Genomic DNA, 20,103 nt, shown 5'->3' with positions numbered 1-20,103 from the left:
CAAACAAGCCAATCAAGCCGATGACGATCAGATACAGGGCGATGATGTAGTTCAAGAGGCGCGGAATCGCCAGAATCAATACCCCGGCGATCAGCGAAACGATGGGGGGCAGGTGCAGACTGGCTATCATATGCGCTCCTTTTTTTGCGTGAAGAATGGCGTTGCATTCAACTCGATGGTACGTCGCCGGCGGCTTTTCCACTGTAGGACAACACCGCCCGGCAGCGTAGGATTGCGCTGATTCGGGAAAAAAAACGGCTTGGCTATCGACTGTTTCAGGAGGAGAGACCGTCACAGTGTTGGCTAATGCCGATAAGGACACACACACCGTCAGATGCACGAACTGAAACTTGGCGGCCATCGTCAGCAACGGGCAGGTCGTTGGCGACAACCATTTCAGAGCGGGCAAGAGACGGATTTACTCCCTTCCCGGGGAATACTTTGCGGTTTCACAAACCTGCTGAAACGCGCTTAAAAAAGACATGCAGTGCATTGTGCTAGAGCGCGCGCGTGCCGGAAATCAGGCGCGTGATGAACGCCGAACGCCCAGTCTTTGGTTTTGGCAAGGCACGTTCGATCATCGAAGTCCATTGCTCTGACAGTTGCTGGCAAGTGGCGCGCAGCACCGGCGCCAATTCGGGCCAGTCCGACAGGGTGCGCAAATGCCGTTCAATCGTCCTGGCTGACTGTACGCAGGCATCGCTAGCCAGATTGTGCATATTGTATTGAGAGATCAGGTGCAGCACTGCCGAGATCAGCAGCTCTGGCGGCGTACGGTAGTCCTCGGCCGAGACCGAAATCGGATCTGTTGCGTTGCGCGAACTGTTGTGCATCGGCTGCTCCTTGATCGGGTTGGTTTAAATAGTAATGATTCTCATTTAAATTATTATCCAACGCGATCTCGAATGCAAGCACTTTGCTGTTTTTAGTTTGATTGCGCCGAAAACCGCTCTGGCCGAGGCGGGCATAGCATCAGATAATCCACATCTTCCCGGCCTATTTCCTTGAAACCCAGTGTTTCGTATAGCCGTCTTGCCGGATTGCCGGACAATACCTTGAGCGCAGTCGGCAAATTGTCGTGGCTGGCCTGGGCCAATATGTCGGCGATGATTGCCCGGCCTATGCCTTGCCCCTGAAATTCCGGGGCGATCTGGATCTGTCTGATATACCACCGTGCTGGTTCTTTATATGCTTTCAGCAAGCCTATATCCCGGCCGTTTACGGAGACGATTCGGGCATGCTCGAACTGAACCAGAACGCGCGCCAGTTGCGAGGCTTCATCGCGCGCGGCGTTGGCCCGCGCCAGGTGCTCGTTCATGGTGGCATGACGCAAGGCGACCAGAAACGGTATGTCTGCCTTGGTGGCGGTTCTGAATTGCAGAGCTTGCATGCCGTCCTTCCTATCAAAAATTTGAGCGGAAACTGATTGCTGTACTTACTTGTTCACCAGATGTTTCGGCACCGAGAGCGTCAGCAAAGCGCCGAGCACCAGCGACGCCGCCAGCACAAACATGCCGCTGTTGGTGCTATGGGTCTGGTCTTTCAGCCAGCCGACCAGGTAAGGGCTGACGAATCCGGCCAGATTGCCTAGCGAATTGATCAGCGCAATTCCAGCCGCCGCCGCCATGCCGCCGAGAAAAGCGGTCGGCAAACTCCAGAACAGCGGCAATACGGTAATGATGCCTACGGTCGCCAGGGTTAGCGCCGACATGGCCAGCAGCGTGTTGTGGTCGTACACGGTGCTTAAGATCAGGCCGATGCTGCCCAGCAGCGCCGGAATCGCCACATGCCAGCGCCGTTCGCGCCGTGTGTCAGCGCTGTGGCCGATCAGGATCATGGCGATGGCTGCGCTGGCGTAGGGGATGGCGGTCAGCAGGCCGATGTTGAAGGTGTCAGTGACGCCGGTAGTCTTGATGATGGTCGGCAGCCAGAAGCTGACGCCGTACAAGCCCATGACGAAACAAAAATAGATCAGCGCCATCAGCCACACGCGGGGATTGGTGAACATCTGGCCCAGCGAAGCTTCTTGTTTCTGGCTGCTTTCGGTCTGTATCTGCGCTTCCAGCAATTGCTTTTCGGTCTCGCTCAGCCAACTGGCGCCGCGAATCCGGTCTTGCAGATAAAAGATCACGACAAGCCCCAGCAGCAAGGAGGGAATCGCCTCCAGGATAAACATCCATTGCCAGCCGGCCAGGCCATGTATCCCAGGCATGGCTTTCATGATCCAGCCCGACAGCGGGCCGCCGATGACGCCGGATATCGGCACCCCGGTCATGAATATCGCGGTCATCTTGCCGCGCCGGTGGGCCGGATACCAATACGTCAGATACAGGATGACGCCGGGGAAGAAGCCGGCTTCGGCAACGCCCAGCAAAAAGCGCATCACATAAAATGTGGCCGGGCTGTCGACAAAGATCATGGCGCCGGAGATGATGCCCCAGGTGATCATGATGCGGGCTATCCAGAGCCGGGCGCCGACCCGGTGCAAAATCATGTTGCTGGGTATCTCAAAGATGAAATAACCGAGAAAGAAAATCCCTGCGCCCAGACCGTAGACGGTTTCGCTGAACTTCAGGTCGCTGAGCATTTGCAGCTTGGCGAAGCCGACGTTCACACGGTCCAGATAGGAGGCGACATAGCAAAGGAACAGCATGGGCAGCAGGCGCCAGGTTACCTTGGCGTAGGTCGCGGTTTCGAAGGTACTGCTGGCAGGTGTGCTTGCGGCGCTTGAATTATCTGACATGTCTCTCTACCTGTTATTGGTTTGGTTATAAGAAACGACAGCTGAAGATTTCAGCCTGGCTGGTTAGTTGAAATGCATTGTAGCCGCACAGTAATGGAATGGCTACGAAGCGATTGCACGGTGAGCGGGACGAAGTCGTTTACACTGCGACACGCCGGTAAATACCGTTCACACACATCTTGAGGTCCGCGTTTTATGGAACTGCGTCAACTGCGCTATTTTGTCGCCATTGTCGATCATGGTTCGCTGTCGCGCGCCGCGCGGGTTTTGCATATCGCCCAGCCGGCCTTGACGCAGCAGATCAAGCAACTGGAAGATGAACTGGCCGCGCAGCTATTGCATCGCTCCGCGCAAGGCGTGCTTGCTACCGACGCCGGCAAGATTTTCTACGAACATGCGCAAGCGATCTTGAAGCAGGTGATCGACGCCAAGTCAGCCGTCGCTCAATCTACCGATAAACCGGCCGGCACGGTCGCCCTCGGCATTCCGCAAAGCGCTTCCGGTATCCTGGCCCTGCCTTTGCTGACCGCGATGCGCGCCAAATATCCGGATATCTCACTGCAATTGACGGAAGAGCTGACCGGCAATCTGATCGAGCAATTGAAGACCGGACGCATCAACCTGGCGGTGCTGTTCGACGACGGCCAGCTGACTTCGTTTGCCACTACACCGTTGGTGGAAGAAGAGATGATGTTCATCACGCGCACCGGTTCTCGGTATGCAAGCACACGCCGTTCGGTGACCTTCGCGCGCGCCGTCAAGGCCAGGCTGATACTGCCCGGCATGCAGCACGGCGTACGGCCGCGCATCGAGAGCGTCGCCAGGGCTGCCGGCCTGGCGCTTGAGAACGTGATCGAAATCAGTTCGGTGACGATCATGAAGTCGGCCATCCTGGCGGACATCGGCGCCACCATCTTGCCGGTAGCGCCGCTGCTGCCGGAGATCAAGCGCGGCGAGATGACTGCATACTCGATCAGCGGTGAAAAGATGTCGCGCACATTGGCCTTATGTTCTTCGAAGAACATCCCGCTGACCACAGCGGCTGCGGCGGTACAGCGCCTGGTGCTGGAAGTGACCGATGAATTGTGCCGCAGCGGCGAATGGCTGCATGCGAAGATTCTGGCGCGGCCGGCTTGAATGCGGTTGACGATGGCACGCCGGCACAATGGCGATGGCCATCGTTTTTTCTTATATCCGTATCCTGAATCAGTATTTCCTCCACGCGGCGCGGCTCCCTTAGACTTCATTCACAGCAGAGTTCAACGCGTGCTGCGGGGGCCGCCACCATGGCCGCAGCGTCTGGCAATCGGGCACTTTGTCGAGTGCCCACATGCAAGATGTTTTCCAGATCACCATTTTGGAAGTCGTATAAAAAACCGCACATGCCATGTTATCTGCTGAAATGTTGTCTGGAATCTGTGCTGCAGCTCCGTCCTGATCAAGCGGAGCGAGCCGGAATCAGATTCGCCTCCGGTCCCACTTGATTCAGCTACATCTAATGCGCGCTTGCCTGGGCCAGCTTATCGTGTTCGGCAAATACTTCCTTCGCCGCAAACATGCCGTTCAACGCCGCAGGAAAACCGGCATACAGCGCCATCTGGATAATCGTTTCGGTGATTTCCCGGCGCGACAGGCCGACGTTCAAGGCGGCTGCCAGATGCACCTTCAATTGCGGCTGCGCAGTGCCCATCGCGGTTAGCGCCGCCACTGTCGCCAGCTCACGTTGCTGCAAGCTCAGGCCGGGACGGGAATAAATTTGGCCGAAACCGAACTCGATGACATAACGCCCCAGGTCGGGAGAAATATCGGCCAGGCTGTCGATCACCTTTTCGCCGGCGATATCGTCCACTTCCTTTAAACGTTGCAAACCTCTTTCGTAAATGTTTTGTTCCATGCAATTCTCCAAATGAATTATGTGTAGTCATGTGTAGTCGGATGCTTTCAGTTTTTGTTCCAGGCTGGCATAAAACGCAACTTTGCCGCGTAGCATCTCCAGGGTGTCCTGCAACTCCAACAGTTCAGCTTGCAACGCTTGCGTATGCTGCTCCAGCAATACCTTGCGCTCTGACACACTGCCAAGCTGCTCCCCCAATCTGCGCAATTCCGCATAACGCAGCATCTGTTGTATCGACATGCCCGTAGCGCGCAACCTGAGCAGGAATTCAATCCAGCGCAGGTCTTCCTGGCGGTACAGGCGATGCTGATTGCTTTGCCTCGGGACAGGATCGATCAAGCCTATCTTTTCGTAATAGCGCAAAGTGTGGATGCTGAGTCCGGTGGCTGCCGCAGCTTGTTGGATCGTGATGGAAGTGGCCATGGAATAAAGTTTAGAAGTTAGAGTGCGCTCTAGGTCAAGCGTTTATTATCGCAGGGCCTCGTTGCATACAGCAGCGACCGATTAAAATTAGCGCTGCTCATAAGTGAATGCACAAGAATTTGCAATAAGGGCAAGATTCAATGGCCAAGCCCTGATTTGGGGCGGATTTCGGGAATGATGAAGGATGCAATGCATATTCTTTTGGTAGAAGACGATTCGGTGCTGGCAGATGGCATCTTGCGCATCTTCAAAGGCCACGGCATGGTGGTCGATGTGGTGCAGAACGGTAACGACGCCGACGCACTGTTGCAACGCACGGAAATTTCGGCGGTAGTGCTGGACATCGGTTTGCCGGGTATCGACGGCTTTGAGGTGATCCGCCGCCTGCGCGCGCGCGGCAGCCAGGTCCCGGTGCTGCTGCTGACCGCGCGCGATTCCGTGCAGGACCGGGTCTATGGCCTGGAGCTGGGAGCGGATGATTATCTGGTGAAACCGTTCGCGACCCAGGAGCTGGTGGCCAGGGTGCGCGCGCTGTTGCGCCGTAGCGCGCCGCAGCCGCTGGAGATGCATCTGGGCGGGCTGTCGCTGAATACCTCGTCGCGGCGCGCAAAAATCAACGGCAAGACTATCGATCTGTCGGTGCGCGAGTGGGCGGTACTTGAATATCTGTTGCAGCAAGCCTCGCGCGTCGTATCCAGGCAGCAGATTATCGACGCCATTTTGCCCTGGGGCGCAGAGTTGACGCTGAACGCGGTCGAAGTGTACATATCGAGAATCCGCTTGAAAATCGCCGATGCCGGAATTGAGATCCGGACCATACGCGGTTTTGGCTACATGCTGGAAAAAATCGAGCAATGAGCATGTCCAGCATCCGCGTCAGTCTGCTGAAGTGGCTGATCGTGCCACTGTTGATTGTCAATTTCGTCGGCGCCGGCCTGACTTACTGGCTGGCCTGGATTCCAGCCCAGATTGCCTTCGACCAGAGCCTGGCGGACGCCGGCTGGGCTCTGATCCCGCGTTTGCATGAGGCCGGTGCAGAGGTCGAAATCGATTTGTCCAAGCAAGCCGAACAGGTATTGCGGGTCGATCATTTCGACGCCATTTTTCTGGCGGTGCGTGACCGCCAAGGCAAGCTGCTGGCGGGCGACGCCGATTTTCCGGCGCTGCCGCAGCGCGAACAACTGAACGATCCGACGCCTTACGACGGTTTCATGCGCGGCGAGCCGGTGCGTATCGTGGCTTTGAGAACCATGATCGGCAACCAGCCGGTATACATCGGTGTCGCTGAAACCTTGCGCAAACGCACGCACATCCGTTCAGTGATTTTCCTGGCGCTGCTGCTGTTGGAAGGCGGGCTGGCTCTGGTGCTGATTGCCGCTATCTGGCTGGCGGTCAGCAAGGGTTTGCTGCCGCTGAAAAAAATGAAAGTGGACCTCAACGCGCGCAGTGGCGACGACTTGTCGGCGCTGGACGAGCAACATGTGCCGTTCGAACTCAGTCCGGTGGTCAAAGCCATCAACGGCCTGCTCGACAAGGTGCAGCAGGACGCCAAGGCGCAGCAGAATTTTCTGGCCAATGTGGCCCATCAGCTGCGCACGCCGCTGGCCGGTTTCCGGACCCAGCTGGAATGGCTGCTGCAGAAGCATGCCGACGAACCGGAAAGCGCGCATTCGATTGCCCTGATGACATCGTCGACCGAGCGCATGATCCGCCAGACCAACCAGCTGTTGACGCTGGCGCGCGCCGAGCCAGCCAAGTTCGAGAAAGAGCGCTTGCGAGTGGTCGAACTGAACAAGCTGGTGGAGGAGTCGATCCAGCATTTTGTCGAACAGGCGCACAAGAAGGATATCGATCTGGGTTTCAACCTGCAGCCGACGCGGGTGATGGGCGATCATTTCCTGCTGCGTGACCTGATCGACAACCTGATCGACAATGCGATCCGCTATTCTCCCCGCGGCGGCAGGGTGACCGTCAGCTCACTGCACGGCAGGGACGGCGGCATCTTCGCGGTAGAGGATTCCGGCCCGGGGATTGCGCCATCCGAGCAAGAGTTGATTTTCAACCGCTACCATCGACTTGACGACAGCGTTGCCGGCAATGGCTTAGGCCTGGCGATTGTGCGCGATATCACCAAAGATCACGGGGCCAGAATTACCGTCGAGCCCGGCGCCGCAGGCGGAACGATCTTTTCGGTGCATTTTCCATTCCCAATTTTAGGCGCGCCGTCAAAATTGCCCGCTTAATTTCCCGCATGGTTGCGTGTTCGTCTTGCAGACCTATTCAAAATCACTGAAGAATCAAGCGTTGATATGTGTTGATACGCGTTGATACAAAACGACAACTGTTGTCGATGTGTTAGCGGTCATGTCCCGGGGTGCTCGCCCTGGGGGCCAATACTATGCACTAAGTCATTTCCAAATGGCATAACTTTTACGCTTGTTACTGTTTCGAGGGCGAATTGTTGTATGCCGAGTACACCTGCGTTCTTCCGTTCCCCAAAATAATTTCCTTGCTGTCATTTAAGCGCCGAGCGATCGCTCCCCCAAGGCTGGTGCGCTGTTGCAGGCGTTTCGTGTGGAGAGGCATGGTCTCAGTGTTGATATGTTTTGTGGCATGTTTGTTGCTTAGTGTGTCTGCGGAAATATTCTCAAGTGGCGTTACAAATTGCCATTCGAGAACGGCTCCGCAAGAAATGGCATGACTGCGGAAGAAACCTGTTTTCAGTTTCGCAAGGGTTTCCGAGGCATCGCTCAGAAGGCGATTAACAAATCTGTCTGATTTTTTACAAAACTGTAAATTTCTGCTCTGAAACTTACCCATAGGGAGTTGTGATGATAAAAGAAAGAAGATTGCCGCATGCGCTACGACTGATGTTTTCCGGCAGCGTAGTGGTTGGGGTGGGGTTGTTGGCTCACTCGGTGCAGGCTCAGGAGACAAAGACCGACGACGCACCGCAACAGATGCAGCGCGTGGAAATTACCGGCTCATCCATCAAGCGCATCACCAAAGAAGGCGCGCTGCCAGTCCAGACGCTGACCCAGGATGATATCGCCAAGAGCGGCGCCAACAGCGTAGCCGACCTGATCCAGGCTTTGCCCGCGATGCAAGGATTCATTCCCTCATCAAGTTCAGTCAACGGCGGCGGTGGCGGCGTAGAAACAGCGTCGATTCACGGCATCGGTTCCGGCTATACCTTGGTGCTGCTGAATGGACGGCGCATCGCCAAGTCGGCGATTGCCAACAACGACTATGCGGTCAACCTGGCAAGTATTCCGTTAGCTGCGGTTGAGCGCGTTGAAATTCTCACGGACGGCGCTTCTGCGCTGTACGGATCGGATGCGATTGCCGGCGTAGTCAACTTCATCCTCAAGAAAAATTCGACCGAAGCCACTATCACCGCCACCTACAATGCGCCGACCAAAGCAGGTGGCAAGAGCTTTAACGTAGGGTTGTCAAAAGGCTTCGGCGATCTGGATAAAGACGGCTACAACGTGTTGCTGGCATACAGCCACGATGAGCAGAAAAACCTGGTTGCCGGTCAGCGCGGTTTTGCCAGTAGTGGCGTGGTGCCGTTCACGGTCGACGGCCAACGATATGCGCTCTACCAGTTGAGCAGCAACACGGCGCCGGCTGGCGTAACCTTGCGCAATAGCGATGGCTCCACGGTACAGTTTTCGCCTGATCTCCTGAAAAACGGCAAGTGCGGCCCGAACACATTCCAATCGGGGAAATATTGCAAATTCGACTATGCATCCACAGTGGAGCTGATCCCAGAATCGACTCGTGACAGTTTCGTCGTGTCGAGCAACTGGAAGCTCAATAGCGACACCACCCTGTTCGCCGAGGCAGTGGCGTCGCGTTTCTCGATCAAGCCGCAATATGCGCCGCCGGCCCAGCCTTTGGCGTTGTCGCTGAGCAGCCCGCTGTATGCCAAATACGTAACGCCGTATCTGGCGCAGTTGGGCGTTAATCCAGCCAATGTCTCCAGCGCAGTGATGGGTTTGCGGTTGTTTGATACAGGCGGCCGCAGGGATAATTATCAGACCGACGCCATTCACGTCGCCTTTGGCGTTGACGGCAACTTCAAGGGTTTTGACTACAACGCGTCCTATACCCATTCGCAAAATCATTTTTATGACAAGGCATTAGGCGGCTATGCCAGCAACAATGCGTTTTCAGATATTGTTGCTTCCGGTGCTTTCGATCCCTTCCAGCCTGCCGGATCATCGGTAGCGGTACTGGCTCCGGCCGTGCTGCATCAGACACTCGATCAGTCGATTTCAAAGCTCGATGTCCTTAACCTGCACGCATCCCACGATCTGTTCAAGGCGGGGGGCGGCATGGCGCAACTCGGTTTCGGTGTGGAAGCGACCAAGGAACAGCACTCCGATAGCCCGAGTGCGATTCTGCAGAGTACCAATGCGCTGCAGCCTAACTATACTGACGCCATCCTCGGCGGTAACTCCGGTGCGCTGCCATTCTCGGCAAGCCGGATGAACTACGGTACTTTCGCTGAAATGCTGGTGCCTGTGACCAAGACCTTTGACCTCACAGGTGCGTTGCGCTACGACAGCTACGATGCTGCAAAAAATAACGCGAATTTTGACACGGCAGGTAATCCGATCGGGTCGGCAACCCAAGGTAACTCGGCCAGCAAAGCCACGTACAAGATTTCTGCTCGCTGGCAACCGGTCGAATCACTCTTGCTGCGCGGTTCTTACGGCACCGGCTTCAAGGCGCCGACACTGGCGCAGATCACTTCGCCGGTGCAGTTTTCCGGAAATACTGCGCAGCAGCACCCATGTCCGGTATCGGCGCCTGATCCAAGAGCAGCAGGATGTCAGGGGACGACTCAGTACGACGTGCTGCAAGGCGGCAATCAGCTCAGCGGCTCCAGCGGCCTGAAGCCGGAAACGTCGAAGCAAAGCACTATTGGCTTCCGCCTTGAGCCGATACGCAATGTGTCGATCGGTTTCGATCTCTGGACAGTGAGGATCAAGGACCAGATCAGCATCTTGCAGGAAAACCTGGCCTTCGCTAATCCTGCGCAGTATTCCAATCTGTTCACGCTGTTCAACGATCCTATCCAGGGTTCGCAAACTATTGCCTTCTTGCAGACGCCGGTCAACCTGGCCAGCGCCAAGTATCAAGGCATTGACTGGGATCATAGCTTCAAGACCAAGACGGCTTGGGGCGACATGAGCCTGCAATGGACCGGCACCTATATGTTGAAAGCCGAGCAAGACTTCCCTGGCAGCGGCACTCAGAGCAGCCTGGGCAAGTATGGCGCCGACCAGAATGTGGTGTTCCGCGTCATTTCACGCCTGGCAGGAACGTGGAAGCAGTCGGATACGTGGACCCATACCCTGGCAGCCAACTATCGCTCCGGTTATCACGACCAGACCTATACAGCCGACGACGCCACGGTACGCATCATCAATCCTAACGGTACCTTTGGTCCTTATGTCGCCATGCCTAACCATGACGTGGCGTCTTACACCACGTTCGACTGGCAGACCAAGCTGACGGTGAAAAAGGGCTTGGAATTCACCGGCGGCATCAAGAATCTGTTTGCTCGTACTCCACCGCTGTCTTTGGTCACGGCTGGCGGCGGCAACCAGGTTGGATATGACGCCCGCTACACCGATCCACTGGGACGTCAGTTCTATATAACCGGTACATACAAGTTCTAAGAGCGGTTTTGTTGCAGTTTCGCTTGTGAGGCTGAGGGGCCTGCTGGCCGGACGCGAGGTTTGCGTCCGGCCTTTTTTTTGCACTTGCCATGAATTTCCTGCACCAGAATGTTCCAGTGCAGAACTGATAAGATACACCGGTCACCTTAATTGAAACAGGCAGCGGATGCTGTCGATTTTCTAACAGGAAGGCCTGCCCATGAACTTATCAAGCCGCCCAGCGGTGCTGGACCTGATCGGCAATACGCCATTGATCGAAGTGACTCGTTTGGACACCGGTTGCTGCCAGCTTTTTCTCAAGCTGGAGTCGCAAAACCCCGGCGGCTCCATCAAGGACCGTATCGGTTTATCGATGATAGAAGCGGCCGAACGAGATGGCCGCCTGCAAGCCGGCGGCATTGTGATCGAAGCTACTGCCGGCAACACCGGCCTGGGCCTGGCGCTGGTTGCCTGCGCCAAGGGCTATCGTGTGATTCTGGTGGTGCCTGACAAGATGTCGGTGGAAAAAATACAGCATCTGAAAGCATTGGGCGCTGAAGTGCATATCACCCGCTCGGATGTCGGCAAAGGCCATCCCGAGTATTACCAGGATTATGCTGCGCGCCTGGCGCGGGAAATGCCGGGCGCGTTTTATGCCGACCAATTCAACAACCCCAGTAATCCTCTGGCGCATGAGCAAAGCACCGCCCCCGAGATCTGGGAGCAATGCGGGCACCAGCTCGACGCCATCGTCTGCGGTGTCGGGTCAGCCGGCACGCTGACCGGCCTGACGCGTTTTTTCCGCAAGGCGCAGCCGGACCTGGAATTTGTGCTGGCCGATCCCAAGGGCTCCATCCTGGCCGAATATATCAACACCGGCAAAATAGAATCGACCCCAGGTTCCTGGGCAGTCGAGGGCATCGGCGAGGATTTCGTGCCGGCGATTGCCGACCTGTCCGGCGTCAAACACACGTATACGATCAGCGACGAAGAAAGTTTCAGCAGCGCCCGCGAGTTGGTGCGCGCGGAAGGCATCCTGGGCGGTTCTTCGACCGGCACCTTGCTGGCTGCGGCGCTCCGGTATTGCCGTGCACAGAGCCAGCCAAAGCGCGTGGTCACCATTGTGTGCGATACCGGCACGCGTTACCTGTCGAAGGTATACAACGACAACTGGATGCGCGACCAGGGCTTGCTCAAACGCGAGATAGTCGGTGATTTGCGCGACATCATCGGCCGTCGTTACGAGGAGGGCGGGGTTATCAGCGTGACGTCGGGCGATACGCTGATGACCGCGTTTAACCGCATGCGCAGTGCCGAGATTTCGCAACTGCCGGTGATCGATGGCCAGCATGTGAGCGGAATTATCGACGAATCCGATTTGCTGTTGAAAGTTGCGGCCGACGCCGCGCATTTCAGCGATCCGGTGAGCAGCACCATGACCAGTGCGATAGAAAAACTGACGCCGACTGCAAGCATCGATGCACTGCGCAGCACGTTGGCCCGCGGCCTGGTCGCCATCATTGCCGACGGCGAGCAGTTTTATGGCTTGATTACCCGTTTCGATCTACTCAACCATCTTCGAAGGAGTTTGTTATGAGCAGTAACAGCGATGCCGGCCATGCGTCCGACATGCATTTCGCCACGCGCGTGATTCACGCAGGGCAGGCTCCGGATCCCACCACCGGCGCCATCATGCCGCCGATTTACGCCACCTCGACTTTCGTCCAGCAAAGCCCGGGCGTTCACAAGGGGCTCGATTACGGCCGCTCCCACAATCCGACGCGCTGGGCGCTGGAGCGTTGCGTCGCCGATCTGGAGGAGGGCGCCCAGGGTTTCGCGTTTGCTTCCGGCATGGCTGCCGCGGCGACCGTACTGGAGTTGCTCGATAGCGGCGCCCATGTGGTCGCCGGCGACGATTTATATGGCGGCACCTACCGTTTGTTCGACAAGGTGCGCAAACGCAGCGCCGGCTTGTCGTTCAGCTTCGTCGATCTGACCGATCCGAAGAATCTGCTGGCGGCGATCCGGCCGGAAACAAAAATGGTCTGGGTCGAAACGCCGACCAACCCGATGCTGAAGCTGGCCGATCTGGCGGCGATTGCGAAGATCTGCCGCGAGCGCGGTATTATCGCCGTCGCCGATAATACTTTCGCCAGTCCGATGGTGCAGCGGCCGCTGACTTTTGGATTTGATGTGGTGCTGCATTCGACCACCAAGTATCTGAACGGCCACTCCGACATCATCGGCGGCATTGCCGTGGTCGGCCGTGAAGCAAGGCAGGCGGAATGGCGCGAGCGCCTGGCTTTCCTGCAAAATGCGGTGGGCGCCATCGCCGGGCCTTTCGACAGTTTCCTGGCCCTGCGCGGCGTCAAAACCCTGGCGCTGCGAGTCGAGCGCCATTGTGAAAATGCGCTGGAGCTGGCCGGCTGGCTGGAACGCCAGCCGCTGGTAAAGCGGGTCCACTATCCGGGTTTGCCGTCGCATCCCCAGCATGAGCTGGCGCGACGCCAGATGCAAGGTTATGGCGGCATCATCTCGGTGGAACTGAATAGCGACCTGGCCGGCGCCAGACGTTTCCTGGAACATTGCAAGATTTTCGCCTTGGCAGAGAGCCTGGGCGGGGTGGAAAGCTTGATCGAACATCCTGCCATCATGACCCATGCCACGATTCCGGCAGAACATCGGGCCAAGCTTGGGATCAGCGATTCCCTGGTCAGGTTGTCGGTCGGGGTCGAAAACATTGCGGACCTGAAAAGCGATTTGCAGCATGCTTTGGCGGCCATCAAAGCATGAGTAACGATCTGCAAGACTGGGAAACGCGCGTGGCTGTGCTGTGGCAGCAGGTCGACACGATATCGCCCAAGGAATTGGTGGCTTCGATCGACGCCCTGGCGGCCGAGCGGCCGGCGGATGACGCCCTGGCGCTATTCGAGCGCGCCTGCGCACGCGACACGGCCGGGCTGGAGTCTGCGGCGGAACCGCTGTACCGGGCCGCTTTGGCGAGCCAAGGGCTCGATCCTTATCGCCAGGCCCGTGCCTCCATCCAGCTGGGCAGTACCTTGCGTCTGCTGGGACAACTGGAACAGAGCGAGCGCTTGTTGCTTGCTCAGCTTCAGCGTTATGCAGAAGCTGGTTACGGCACGGCCTTATACGACGAAACACGGGCTATGCTTGCTCTCACTTATCTGTTGCAGGGAAGGGCGACGGAAGCCGCCTGTCTGGCATTGCGCACGCTGGCGCCGCATCTGTCTCGCTACAATCGGTCGGTCGCGGCGAACGCCGCCGAAATTCTCAAGAGCACTGTCCCGGCTCCGAACTGGTCCTGATGCAGCGCTAAAGCAATGACCTCGGCCGAATACGCAAGCTGAATGCGCAGGCGATCGGCCGGGGTTCATCTAACTTAGCGATTACTGGTAGTTGGCAACCAGGGTCGCGCCGCTGACTGCGCGGTAGGCATTCAGCAGCAGATAGTAAGTTCCCGCTGCCGGTGCGGCTATGGTCACGCTTTCGGCGTTGGTGCTGCCGTCCGATTTGCCATCGTAGGAAGTGGTGGTCGGCGTCGCCCCCAGCTTGACATAGATGTCGCCATCGCCGCTGCCGCCGGACAGCTGGAAGTTGAGGTTCCTGGCGCCGGCTGGCGCCGTGATGCTATAGATGTTGCTACCGCCGCCGGCAAGCGCGATGCCGCTGACCGGCACACCCTTGACCAGCACATTGCCGCTGCTGGTGCTGCAGCTGACGCCCACCGCATTGAATGCCGCGGTGACGGCGGCCGCTGCGTAGCCGCGATTGTCGGCAGCCTTCTCAACGCCGCAAGCGCCCTGGTTAAAGGTGCTGTTGGCAGTCCAGTAGAGATGGTTGGCGTCGGCCATCACTTCGAACGCCTTGCGGGTGCTCCAGCCGGCCGTGGTTGCCAGCAGGTAGAACGCCTTGTTGTAGACGCCGCAGGTGTAGTGCACGTCGAGGCTGCTGGAATAGTTCCTGGCGTTGTCGATTGAACGGCCATCCTGGGTCGGGTTGGTCATGTAGCGCAGGGCGCCGTTGGCCTTGAAGATTTCCGATCCGACCAGGCTCGGCTATCCAGAACATCCATGGCCCCGAGCTCAATCGATTCGTAACACAGCGTCGCTTGAGATTGCTGCGATCGATTCAGCGCGTTCAAAGAACTGTTGATGTTCAAGACAGCGACGATGAATTTCGCAAATGAAAATACGTAGATAAGCTTGCGTAGATACGGTTACGTATTGTTACAAAGTGAAATGCCATGCGGAAACATACCGGTATTTCCGATGTCGAAATAGCTGTTATTCCTTACAGGAAATATGTGCCCGGAAATCTCGCTGGCATATGTCGGGATGCGGGGCGGAAGAAAGGGCGGATTCGCCGAGGCGGATGTTTTCAGGCGGGGTTGCCGTGGCGGAGCTAGGTAACGTTAGTAAGTGTTGGTAAGCCTTAGGAAACGTCCCTATTTCGTCGACGTATAATTAAAAAAAATCCAAAATATTTTGTTGAGAAGAGAAAAAATGACCATCAAATCCATGCTTGCCATCATTGCTTGCGCCACGTTTACCGCCTGTGCCGCAAACCCTTATGACAACGGCTATAACACCTATCAGCCTGCCGCTCCCGGCTACTATGAAAATGTGCCATCGGTCGCGTATGGCGGATATGGCGAGCCTCCCTCGTACGGCGATCGTTATGACGATCGTCGCGAAGATCGCTACGACGACCGTTATGGCGGCGACAATTGGACGCCGCCGGGCAGCTACCGCGATTCTTGCCGCGATATTGTGGTGCGGCGCGGGGTGCTGGAAGCCACTTGCGGAAGCATCAATGGTGACGGCGTAAGATCATCAATCTCCCTGTCTTCCTGCCGGAGCGGTAATTTTGCAAACATAAACGGCAACTTGCAATGCGTTGGCGGTGGCGACTACGGCCGTTCCAACAGAGACTTGCCGCCAGGGAGCTATCTCCAGTCCTGCTCGGATATCGGGATTCGAGGCGGAGTGCTGGAAGCCACCTGCGGCGGCAGCGACAACCGCAGGATACGGTCTTCAATCTCCCTGCGTTCCTGCAGAAGCGGCAGCTTCAGCAATATCAATGGCTATCTGCAATGTGACAGGTAGTTGCGGTCACAGCAATTCCACGCTCAACAGATTGACGTAACAGCTCTCGCGCGTGGTGCTGACAAAGTCGGCCAGATACGACTGCTGCGACATCTCAGGCAGGCAAGCCGCATACAGCCGTCCGGTCAGGCCGCCGGCGGTGATTCGCTTGGCCAGCACATAGTCCCGCGTCAGATAATTCTGCGCAGCCCAGATCGGCAAGGTGGCGATGCCGCGGCGGCTGGCAACCAGTTGCAGCATCGCCACCGTCAGTTCGGTGGTGCGGCGCGCGGTCTGGATGCCGGCCGGTTTCAACACCTGGCGGACGATATCGAGCATGTCGTCCGGCACCGGATAGGTAATCAAGGTGTCGCCGGCGAAATCTTCGGCTACCAGGTATTCCTTGCCTGCCAGCGGATGATCGTGCGCCACCAGCGCCACGATTTCAAAACTGAACAAAGCGTGATAATCGACTTTTTCGTCAGGATCGACCTCGGCCACGATCGCCACATCGGCGCGATGTTCATATAACAGGCCGACCGGATCGGCCTGGAAGCCGGAGACGATATCCAGCTCCACTTCCGGCCAGCGCTTGCGGAAGATATCCATGGCCGGCATCAGCCAGTCGAAGCAGGTATGGCACTCCACCGCAATCCGCAATTGACCCGCCACGCCTTGCGCCAGCCGCACCAGATCGCGCTCGCTTTCCGCTACTTGCGGCAACACCGCATCGGCCAGTTTCAGCAAGCGCTCGCCGGCCGGGGTGAAGCGCACCGGTACCGATTTGCGCTCAAACAACGTGGTGCCGTGATGATCTTCCAGCTGCTTGATCTGATGCGACAGCGCCGACTGGGTCACATTCAATAGCGTCGCTGCTCTCAACAGGTTGCCGGCTTCACGCAGGGCGTGCAGGGTTTTCAGGTGGCGTAATTCGAGGATGGATTGCATTTTTATTATGAAATGATCGGGGAAAATCGTTGTATTAGTAAAATTCAATTTGATTCTTAATATTTATCGTTTGAATCATAATCCAAGCTGGCCCAACATGCGAGTTATCGAACTTGTTTTTTTATGGAGATAAAGATGGCATTGGCACACGTATTAGGGTTTCCGCGCATTGGCGCTCACCGCGAGCTGAAGTTCGCCCAGGAGTCGTTCTGGAAGGGCGCTTCCGATGAAGCTGCCTTGCGCGCCACCGGCGCCACATTGCGCGCCCGTCACTGGCAGGCGCAGGCCGACGCCGGTCTCGACTTTGTCACCGTCGGCGACTTTGCCTGGTACGACCAGGTGCTGGGCACGCTGGCCTTGCTGGGCGCGGTTCCAAGCCGTTTCGGCTTCGATCCTAAACAGCTGACCCTGGCTGACTACTTCACCCTGGCGCGCGGCAGCAAACATCACTTCGCGATGGAAATGACCAAATGGTTCGACACCAATTACCACTATCTGGTGCCGGAATGGACCGCCGATGTGCAATTCGACGGCGGCGTCGACTGGCTTCACGATGAAATTGCCGAAGCACGCGCACTCGGTCACAAGGTCAAGGTGGCGCTGGTCGGTCCTCTGACCTTGCTGTACCAGGGCAAGATCAAGTCCGGGATTGGGCACAAGCTGGATCTGCTGCCGAAAGTGGTGGCCGGTTACCAGCAATTGCTGAAGCGCTTGCAGATTGCCGGTATCGAGTCGGTGCAGATCGACGAGCCGATCCTGGCGCTGGAACTGGACGCAAGCTGGCGCGCCGCCTTTGCTCCGGCGTATGCGCAATTGACAGGCGCCGCGCCGGCCTTGTTGCTGACCACGTATTTCGGCGAAGTCAGCGAACACGCTGAACTGCTGCGTTCGCTGCCGGTGGCAGGCGTCCATCTGGACCTGGTGCGTGGCGCCGACCAGCTGCAGCAGATCGCAGCCGGCTGGCCGCAAGACAAGGTGCTGTCATTGGGCGTGGTCGACGGCCGCAACCTGTGGCGTACCGATCTGGATCAGGCGCTGGCCAAGCTCAAGCCTTTGCAGGCACAGCTGGGCGACAGATTGTGGGTAGCTTCAAGCTGCTCCTTGCTGCACGTGCCGGTGGATCTGGCGAATGAGCCCAAGCTCGACGACGAATTGAAGAGCTGGCTGGCGTTTGCTACCCAGAAGCTGGCGGAAATTGTCGCCCTGAAGCAGGCATTGAATGGCAAAACGGCTGAAGTCGAGGCGCAATTCGTCGCCTCGCGCGCCGCCCAGGCCAGCCGCCGCAGCTCAAGCCGCATCCACAATCCGCTGGTGCAAAAGCGCCTGGCTGCAGTGACTGCCGCCGATGCCGAACGCTCAGCCGGTTTTGCCGCTCGCATCGCCAAGCAGCAAGCCAAGTGGCAGTTGCCGGCTTTCCCGACGACTACCATCGGTTCTTTCCCGCAGACTGCGGAAATCCGCCAGGCGCGCGCCGCTTACAAGCGTGGCGAGATCGGTCATCTGGACTATCTCGACAAGATGCGTGAAGAAATCCGTGTGGTGGTGGAGAAGCAGGAACAACTGGGCCTCGACGTGCTGGTGCACGGCGAGCCGGAGCGCAACGACATGGTCGAATATTTCGGCGAACAGCTGTGGGGCTACGCCTTCACCGCCAACGGCTGGGTGCAAAGCTACGGTTCGCGCTGCGTCAAACCGCCGATCATTTACGGCGACGTGTATCGTCCGGAAGCGATGACCGTGGGCTGGAGCCAGTTTGCCCAGACCCTGACCGAGAAGCCGATGAAGGGCATGCTGACCGGTCCGGTGACCATGCTGCAATGGTCGTTCGTGCGCGACGACCAGCCGCGTGAAACCACGGCGCTGCAAATTGCTTTGGCGCTGCGCGATGAAGTCTGCGATCTGGAAAAAGCCAATATCGGCATGATCCAGATCGACGAACCGGCCTTCCGTGAAGGTCTGCCGCTGAAGCCGCGCGATTGGCCGCATTACCTGGATTGGGCGGTGCGCGCCTTCAAGATCAGCGCTGCCGGCGTCGGCGACGAAACCCAGATCCACACCCATATGTGCTATTCGGAATTCAACGACATCCTGCCGTGGATCGCCGCGATGGACGCCGATGTCATCACGATCGAGACTTCGCGTTCGGATATGGAGTTGCTGGATGGTTTTGGTCAATTCGCTTATCCGAACGACATCGGTCCAGGCGTCTACGACATCCACTCGCCGCGCGTGCCGCAAGTCGACGAGATGGAGCGTTTGCTGCGCAAGGCGCGCGGTGTGATCCCTGATGCGCGTTTGTGGGTCAATCCGGATTGCGGCCTGAAGACACGCGGCTGGCCTGAGACTTACGAGGCGCTGGAAAACATGGTGCTGGCGGCCAAGCGTTTGCGTGAGAGTGTGGAGCAGGAGCGTAAGGCTGCATAACGTTCAAGTGCAATAAAAGAGGGGCGAGTATTACTCGCTCCCTCAGACCGCCGGCTGCCAGATCAAGTTTGTTGGAATCGATCGCAGCGCGGCGTTGCTAAATTTCTTTAGCGCTTACGATAGATTTTGACACCAGGCCGTACTCTATCGCTTCCGGCGCCGACATCCAGAAATCTCTGTCGATGTCAATCATCACTTTTTCCCGTTTCTGCCCTGTTTCTTTTGCGATCAAGGCGCCGATTCTTTCGCGCACGCGAATGATTTCGCGAGCCTGGATCGCGATATCGGAGGCCTGGCCGCCTACGCCGCCGCTCGGCTGATGAATCAGGAAACGCGTGTTTTGCAAGCAAAAGCGGCGCTCTTTAGGCACTGCCAAGAATACGTTTACCGCCGCGCTGCCGACCCAGCCGCTGCCGATCATGTTGACCGGCGCGTCGATAAATCGAATGACATCATGGATGACATCACCCGATTCAACATGTCCGCCGGGCGAACAAACCAGAAGATTGATCGGCGCATGGGACTCGCCGGACAGAGCTATCAACTGCCTGACAACATCCCGCGCAAGCGTATCGTTAATTTGCCCGAAGACCAGGACGGTGCGTGATTTAAATGCTTTTTCTTCGAGGAATGCATCGCGCTGAGATGCGGTTGTTTCTGCTTTTTCTTCCATGATATGCTCCTAATGTCGATGTTCTTGTTAATCGTCAAACAGTCAGTTTAAACTAAAAGCCCCCGCAAAATTGCGAGGGCTTTTTTATGACCGCTGACCCGTCCTGAATTAGGTTGACACTTTTTCGATGAAGAGAAGGAGTGTCAAATGGAGCAAGAGATGCGGCGCAGCCAACGTGATTACAGCCTGGCTTTTAAATTGAGCGTTGTCGAGCAGGTAGA

General features: G+C 57.2%; 19 protein-coding genes. 9 read left to right on the top strand and 10 right to left on the bottom strand.

What is annotated here, in order from left to right:
• From KHU33_RS21535 to KHU33_RS21520, 4 genes are all read right to left on the bottom strand, one after another.
• Window positions 1-130: DUF3096 domain-containing protein (locus tag KHU33_RS21535; protein WP_211466723.1), on the bottom strand; the 130-nt coding region annotated here is incomplete at its 3' end.
• A gap of 367 nt (window positions 131-497) precedes the next feature.
• Window positions 498-833, bottom strand: a complete 336-nt coding sequence (locus tag KHU33_RS21530) for a hypothetical protein (RefSeq protein ID WP_230414461.1) — start codon at window positions 831-833, stop codon at window positions 498-500.
• 92 nt (window positions 834-925) lie between these two features.
• Window positions 926-1,390 carry a GNAT family N-acetyltransferase gene (locus KHU33_RS21525; protein WP_211466717.1) on the bottom strand — a complete coding sequence of 155 codons (465 nt, stop codon included), beginning with the start codon at window positions 1,388-1,390 and terminating at the stop codon, window positions 926-928.
• 45 nt (window positions 1,391-1,435) lie between these two features.
• On the bottom strand, window positions 1,436-2,743 hold the full coding sequence (locus tag KHU33_RS21520; RefSeq protein ID WP_211466715.1) for an MFS transporter: 1,308 nt from the start codon (window positions 2,741-2,743) through the stop codon (window positions 1,436-1,438).
• 195 nt (window positions 2,744-2,938) lie between these two features.
• On the opposite strand from KHU33_RS21520, the gene KHU33_RS21515 reads away from it, so the two are divergent.
• Window positions 2,939-3,880 (top strand): LysR substrate-binding domain-containing protein, encoded by a 942-nt coding sequence (locus tag KHU33_RS21515; RefSeq protein WP_211466713.1) that lies wholly within the window; start codon window positions 2,939-2,941, stop codon window positions 3,878-3,880.
• A 358-nt stretch (window positions 3,881-4,238) separates the two neighbouring features.
• Here KHU33_RS21515 and KHU33_RS21510 read toward each other — a convergent pair whose 3' ends face one another.
• Both KHU33_RS21510 and KHU33_RS21505 read right to left on the bottom strand, forming a co-directional pair.
• Window positions 4,239-4,637 (bottom strand): carboxymuconolactone decarboxylase family protein, encoded by a 399-nt coding sequence (locus KHU33_RS21510; RefSeq protein WP_211466711.1) that lies wholly within the window; start codon window positions 4,635-4,637, stop codon window positions 4,239-4,241.
• A gap of 27 nt (window positions 4,638-4,664) precedes the next feature.
• Window positions 4,665-5,060 carry a MerR family transcriptional regulator gene (locus tag KHU33_RS21505; RefSeq protein ID WP_211466709.1) on the bottom strand — a complete coding sequence of 132 codons (396 nt, stop codon included), beginning with the start codon at window positions 5,058-5,060 and terminating at the stop codon, window positions 4,665-4,667.
• Window positions 5,061-5,249: 189 nt separating this feature from the next.
• Here KHU33_RS21505 and KHU33_RS21500 point away from each other — a divergent pair, with 189 nt between their 5' ends.
• Window positions 5,250-5,918, top strand: coding sequence for a response regulator transcription factor (locus KHU33_RS21500; protein WP_211466707.1), 669 nt, complete (start codon window positions 5,250-5,252; stop codon window positions 5,916-5,918).
• Window positions 5,915-7,303 carry a sensor histidine kinase gene (locus KHU33_RS21495; RefSeq protein ID WP_329956104.1) on the top strand — a complete coding sequence of 463 codons (1,389 nt, stop codon included), beginning with the start codon at window positions 5,915-5,917 and terminating at the stop codon, window positions 7,301-7,303. Before KHU33_RS21500 ends, KHU33_RS21495 begins: the two co-directional genes overlap by 4 nt.
• 196 nt (window positions 7,304-7,499) lie before the next feature.
• Here the strand turns inward: KHU33_RS21495 and KHU33_RS21490 are convergent, their stop codons facing one another.
• On the bottom strand, window positions 7,500-7,880 hold the full coding sequence (locus KHU33_RS21490; RefSeq protein ID WP_211466705.1) for a hypothetical protein: 381 nt from the start codon (window positions 7,878-7,880) through the stop codon (window positions 7,500-7,502).
• Window positions 7,881-7,891: 11 nt separating this feature from the next.
• Here KHU33_RS21490 and KHU33_RS21485 point away from each other — a divergent pair, with 11 nt between their 5' ends.
• From KHU33_RS21485 to KHU33_RS21470, 4 genes are all read left to right on the top strand, one after another.
• Window positions 7,892-10,753: a TonB-dependent receptor domain-containing protein gene (locus KHU33_RS21485; protein WP_211466703.1), complete on the top strand. Its 2,862-nt coding sequence runs from the start codon at window positions 7,892-7,894 to the stop codon at window positions 10,751-10,753.
• Window positions 10,754-10,952: 199 nt separating this feature from the next.
• Window positions 10,953-12,329, top strand: coding sequence for a pyridoxal-phosphate dependent enzyme (locus tag KHU33_RS21480; protein WP_211466701.1), 1,377 nt, complete (start codon window positions 10,953-10,955; stop codon window positions 12,327-12,329).
• Window positions 12,326-13,525, top strand: a complete 1,200-nt coding sequence (locus tag KHU33_RS21475) for a trans-sulfuration enzyme family protein (RefSeq protein WP_211466699.1) — start codon at window positions 12,326-12,328, stop codon at window positions 13,523-13,525. The genes KHU33_RS21480 and KHU33_RS21475 overlap by 4 nt, the downstream gene beginning before the upstream one ends.
• Window positions 13,522-14,058 (top strand): tetratricopeptide repeat protein, encoded by a 537-nt coding sequence (locus tag KHU33_RS21470; RefSeq protein ID WP_211466697.1) that lies wholly within the window; start codon window positions 13,522-13,524, stop codon window positions 14,056-14,058. The genes KHU33_RS21475 and KHU33_RS21470 overlap by 4 nt, the downstream gene beginning before the upstream one ends.
• Before the next feature lie 81 nt (window positions 14,059-14,139).
• Here the strand turns inward: KHU33_RS21470 and KHU33_RS21465 are convergent, their stop codons facing one another.
• Entirely contained in the window at window positions 14,140-14,802 is a 663-nt protein-coding gene (locus tag KHU33_RS21465) for a M4 family metallopeptidase (RefSeq protein WP_329956105.1), read from the bottom strand.
• Between the two features lie 453 nt (window positions 14,803-15,255).
• Between KHU33_RS21465 and KHU33_RS21460 the strand changes: the two genes are divergently transcribed.
• Window positions 15,256-15,858 (top strand): CVNH domain-containing protein, encoded by a 603-nt coding sequence (locus tag KHU33_RS21460; RefSeq protein WP_211466695.1) that lies wholly within the window; start codon window positions 15,256-15,258, stop codon window positions 15,856-15,858.
• A 6-nt stretch (window positions 15,859-15,864) separates the two neighbouring features.
• Here KHU33_RS21460 and KHU33_RS21455 read toward each other — a convergent pair whose 3' ends face one another.
• A complete protein-coding gene (locus KHU33_RS21455; protein ID WP_211466693.1) occupies window positions 15,865-16,785 on the bottom strand; it encodes a LysR family transcriptional regulator in 921 nt (306 codons plus the stop codon).
• Between the two features lie 135 nt (window positions 16,786-16,920).
• Between KHU33_RS21455 and metE the strand changes: the two genes are divergently transcribed.
• Window positions 16,921-19,209 carry a 5-methyltetrahydropteroyltriglutamate--homocysteine S-methyltransferase gene (metE, locus tag KHU33_RS21450; protein ID WP_211466691.1) on the top strand — a complete coding sequence of 763 codons (2,289 nt, stop codon included), beginning with the start codon at window positions 16,921-16,923 and terminating at the stop codon, window positions 19,207-19,209.
• A gap of 97 nt (window positions 19,210-19,306) precedes the next feature.
• On the opposite strand, the gene KHU33_RS21445 is transcribed toward metE, so the two are convergent.
• On the bottom strand, window positions 19,307-19,882 hold the full coding sequence (locus KHU33_RS21445) for an ATP-dependent Clp protease proteolytic subunit (protein WP_211466689.1): 576 nt from the start codon (window positions 19,880-19,882) through the stop codon (window positions 19,307-19,309).
• Between the last annotated feature and the right edge of the window lie 221 nt (window positions 19,883-20,103).

The sequence above is a fragment of the Collimonas silvisoli genome (genome assembly GCF_018305005.1).
GTDB classification, from domain to species: Bacteria; Pseudomonadota; Gammaproteobacteria; order Burkholderiales; family Burkholderiaceae_D; genus Collimonas; species Collimonas silvisoli.
Note: the sequence above shows the minus strand (reverse complement) of the source record. Positions and strands in the feature narration are given on the sequence as shown.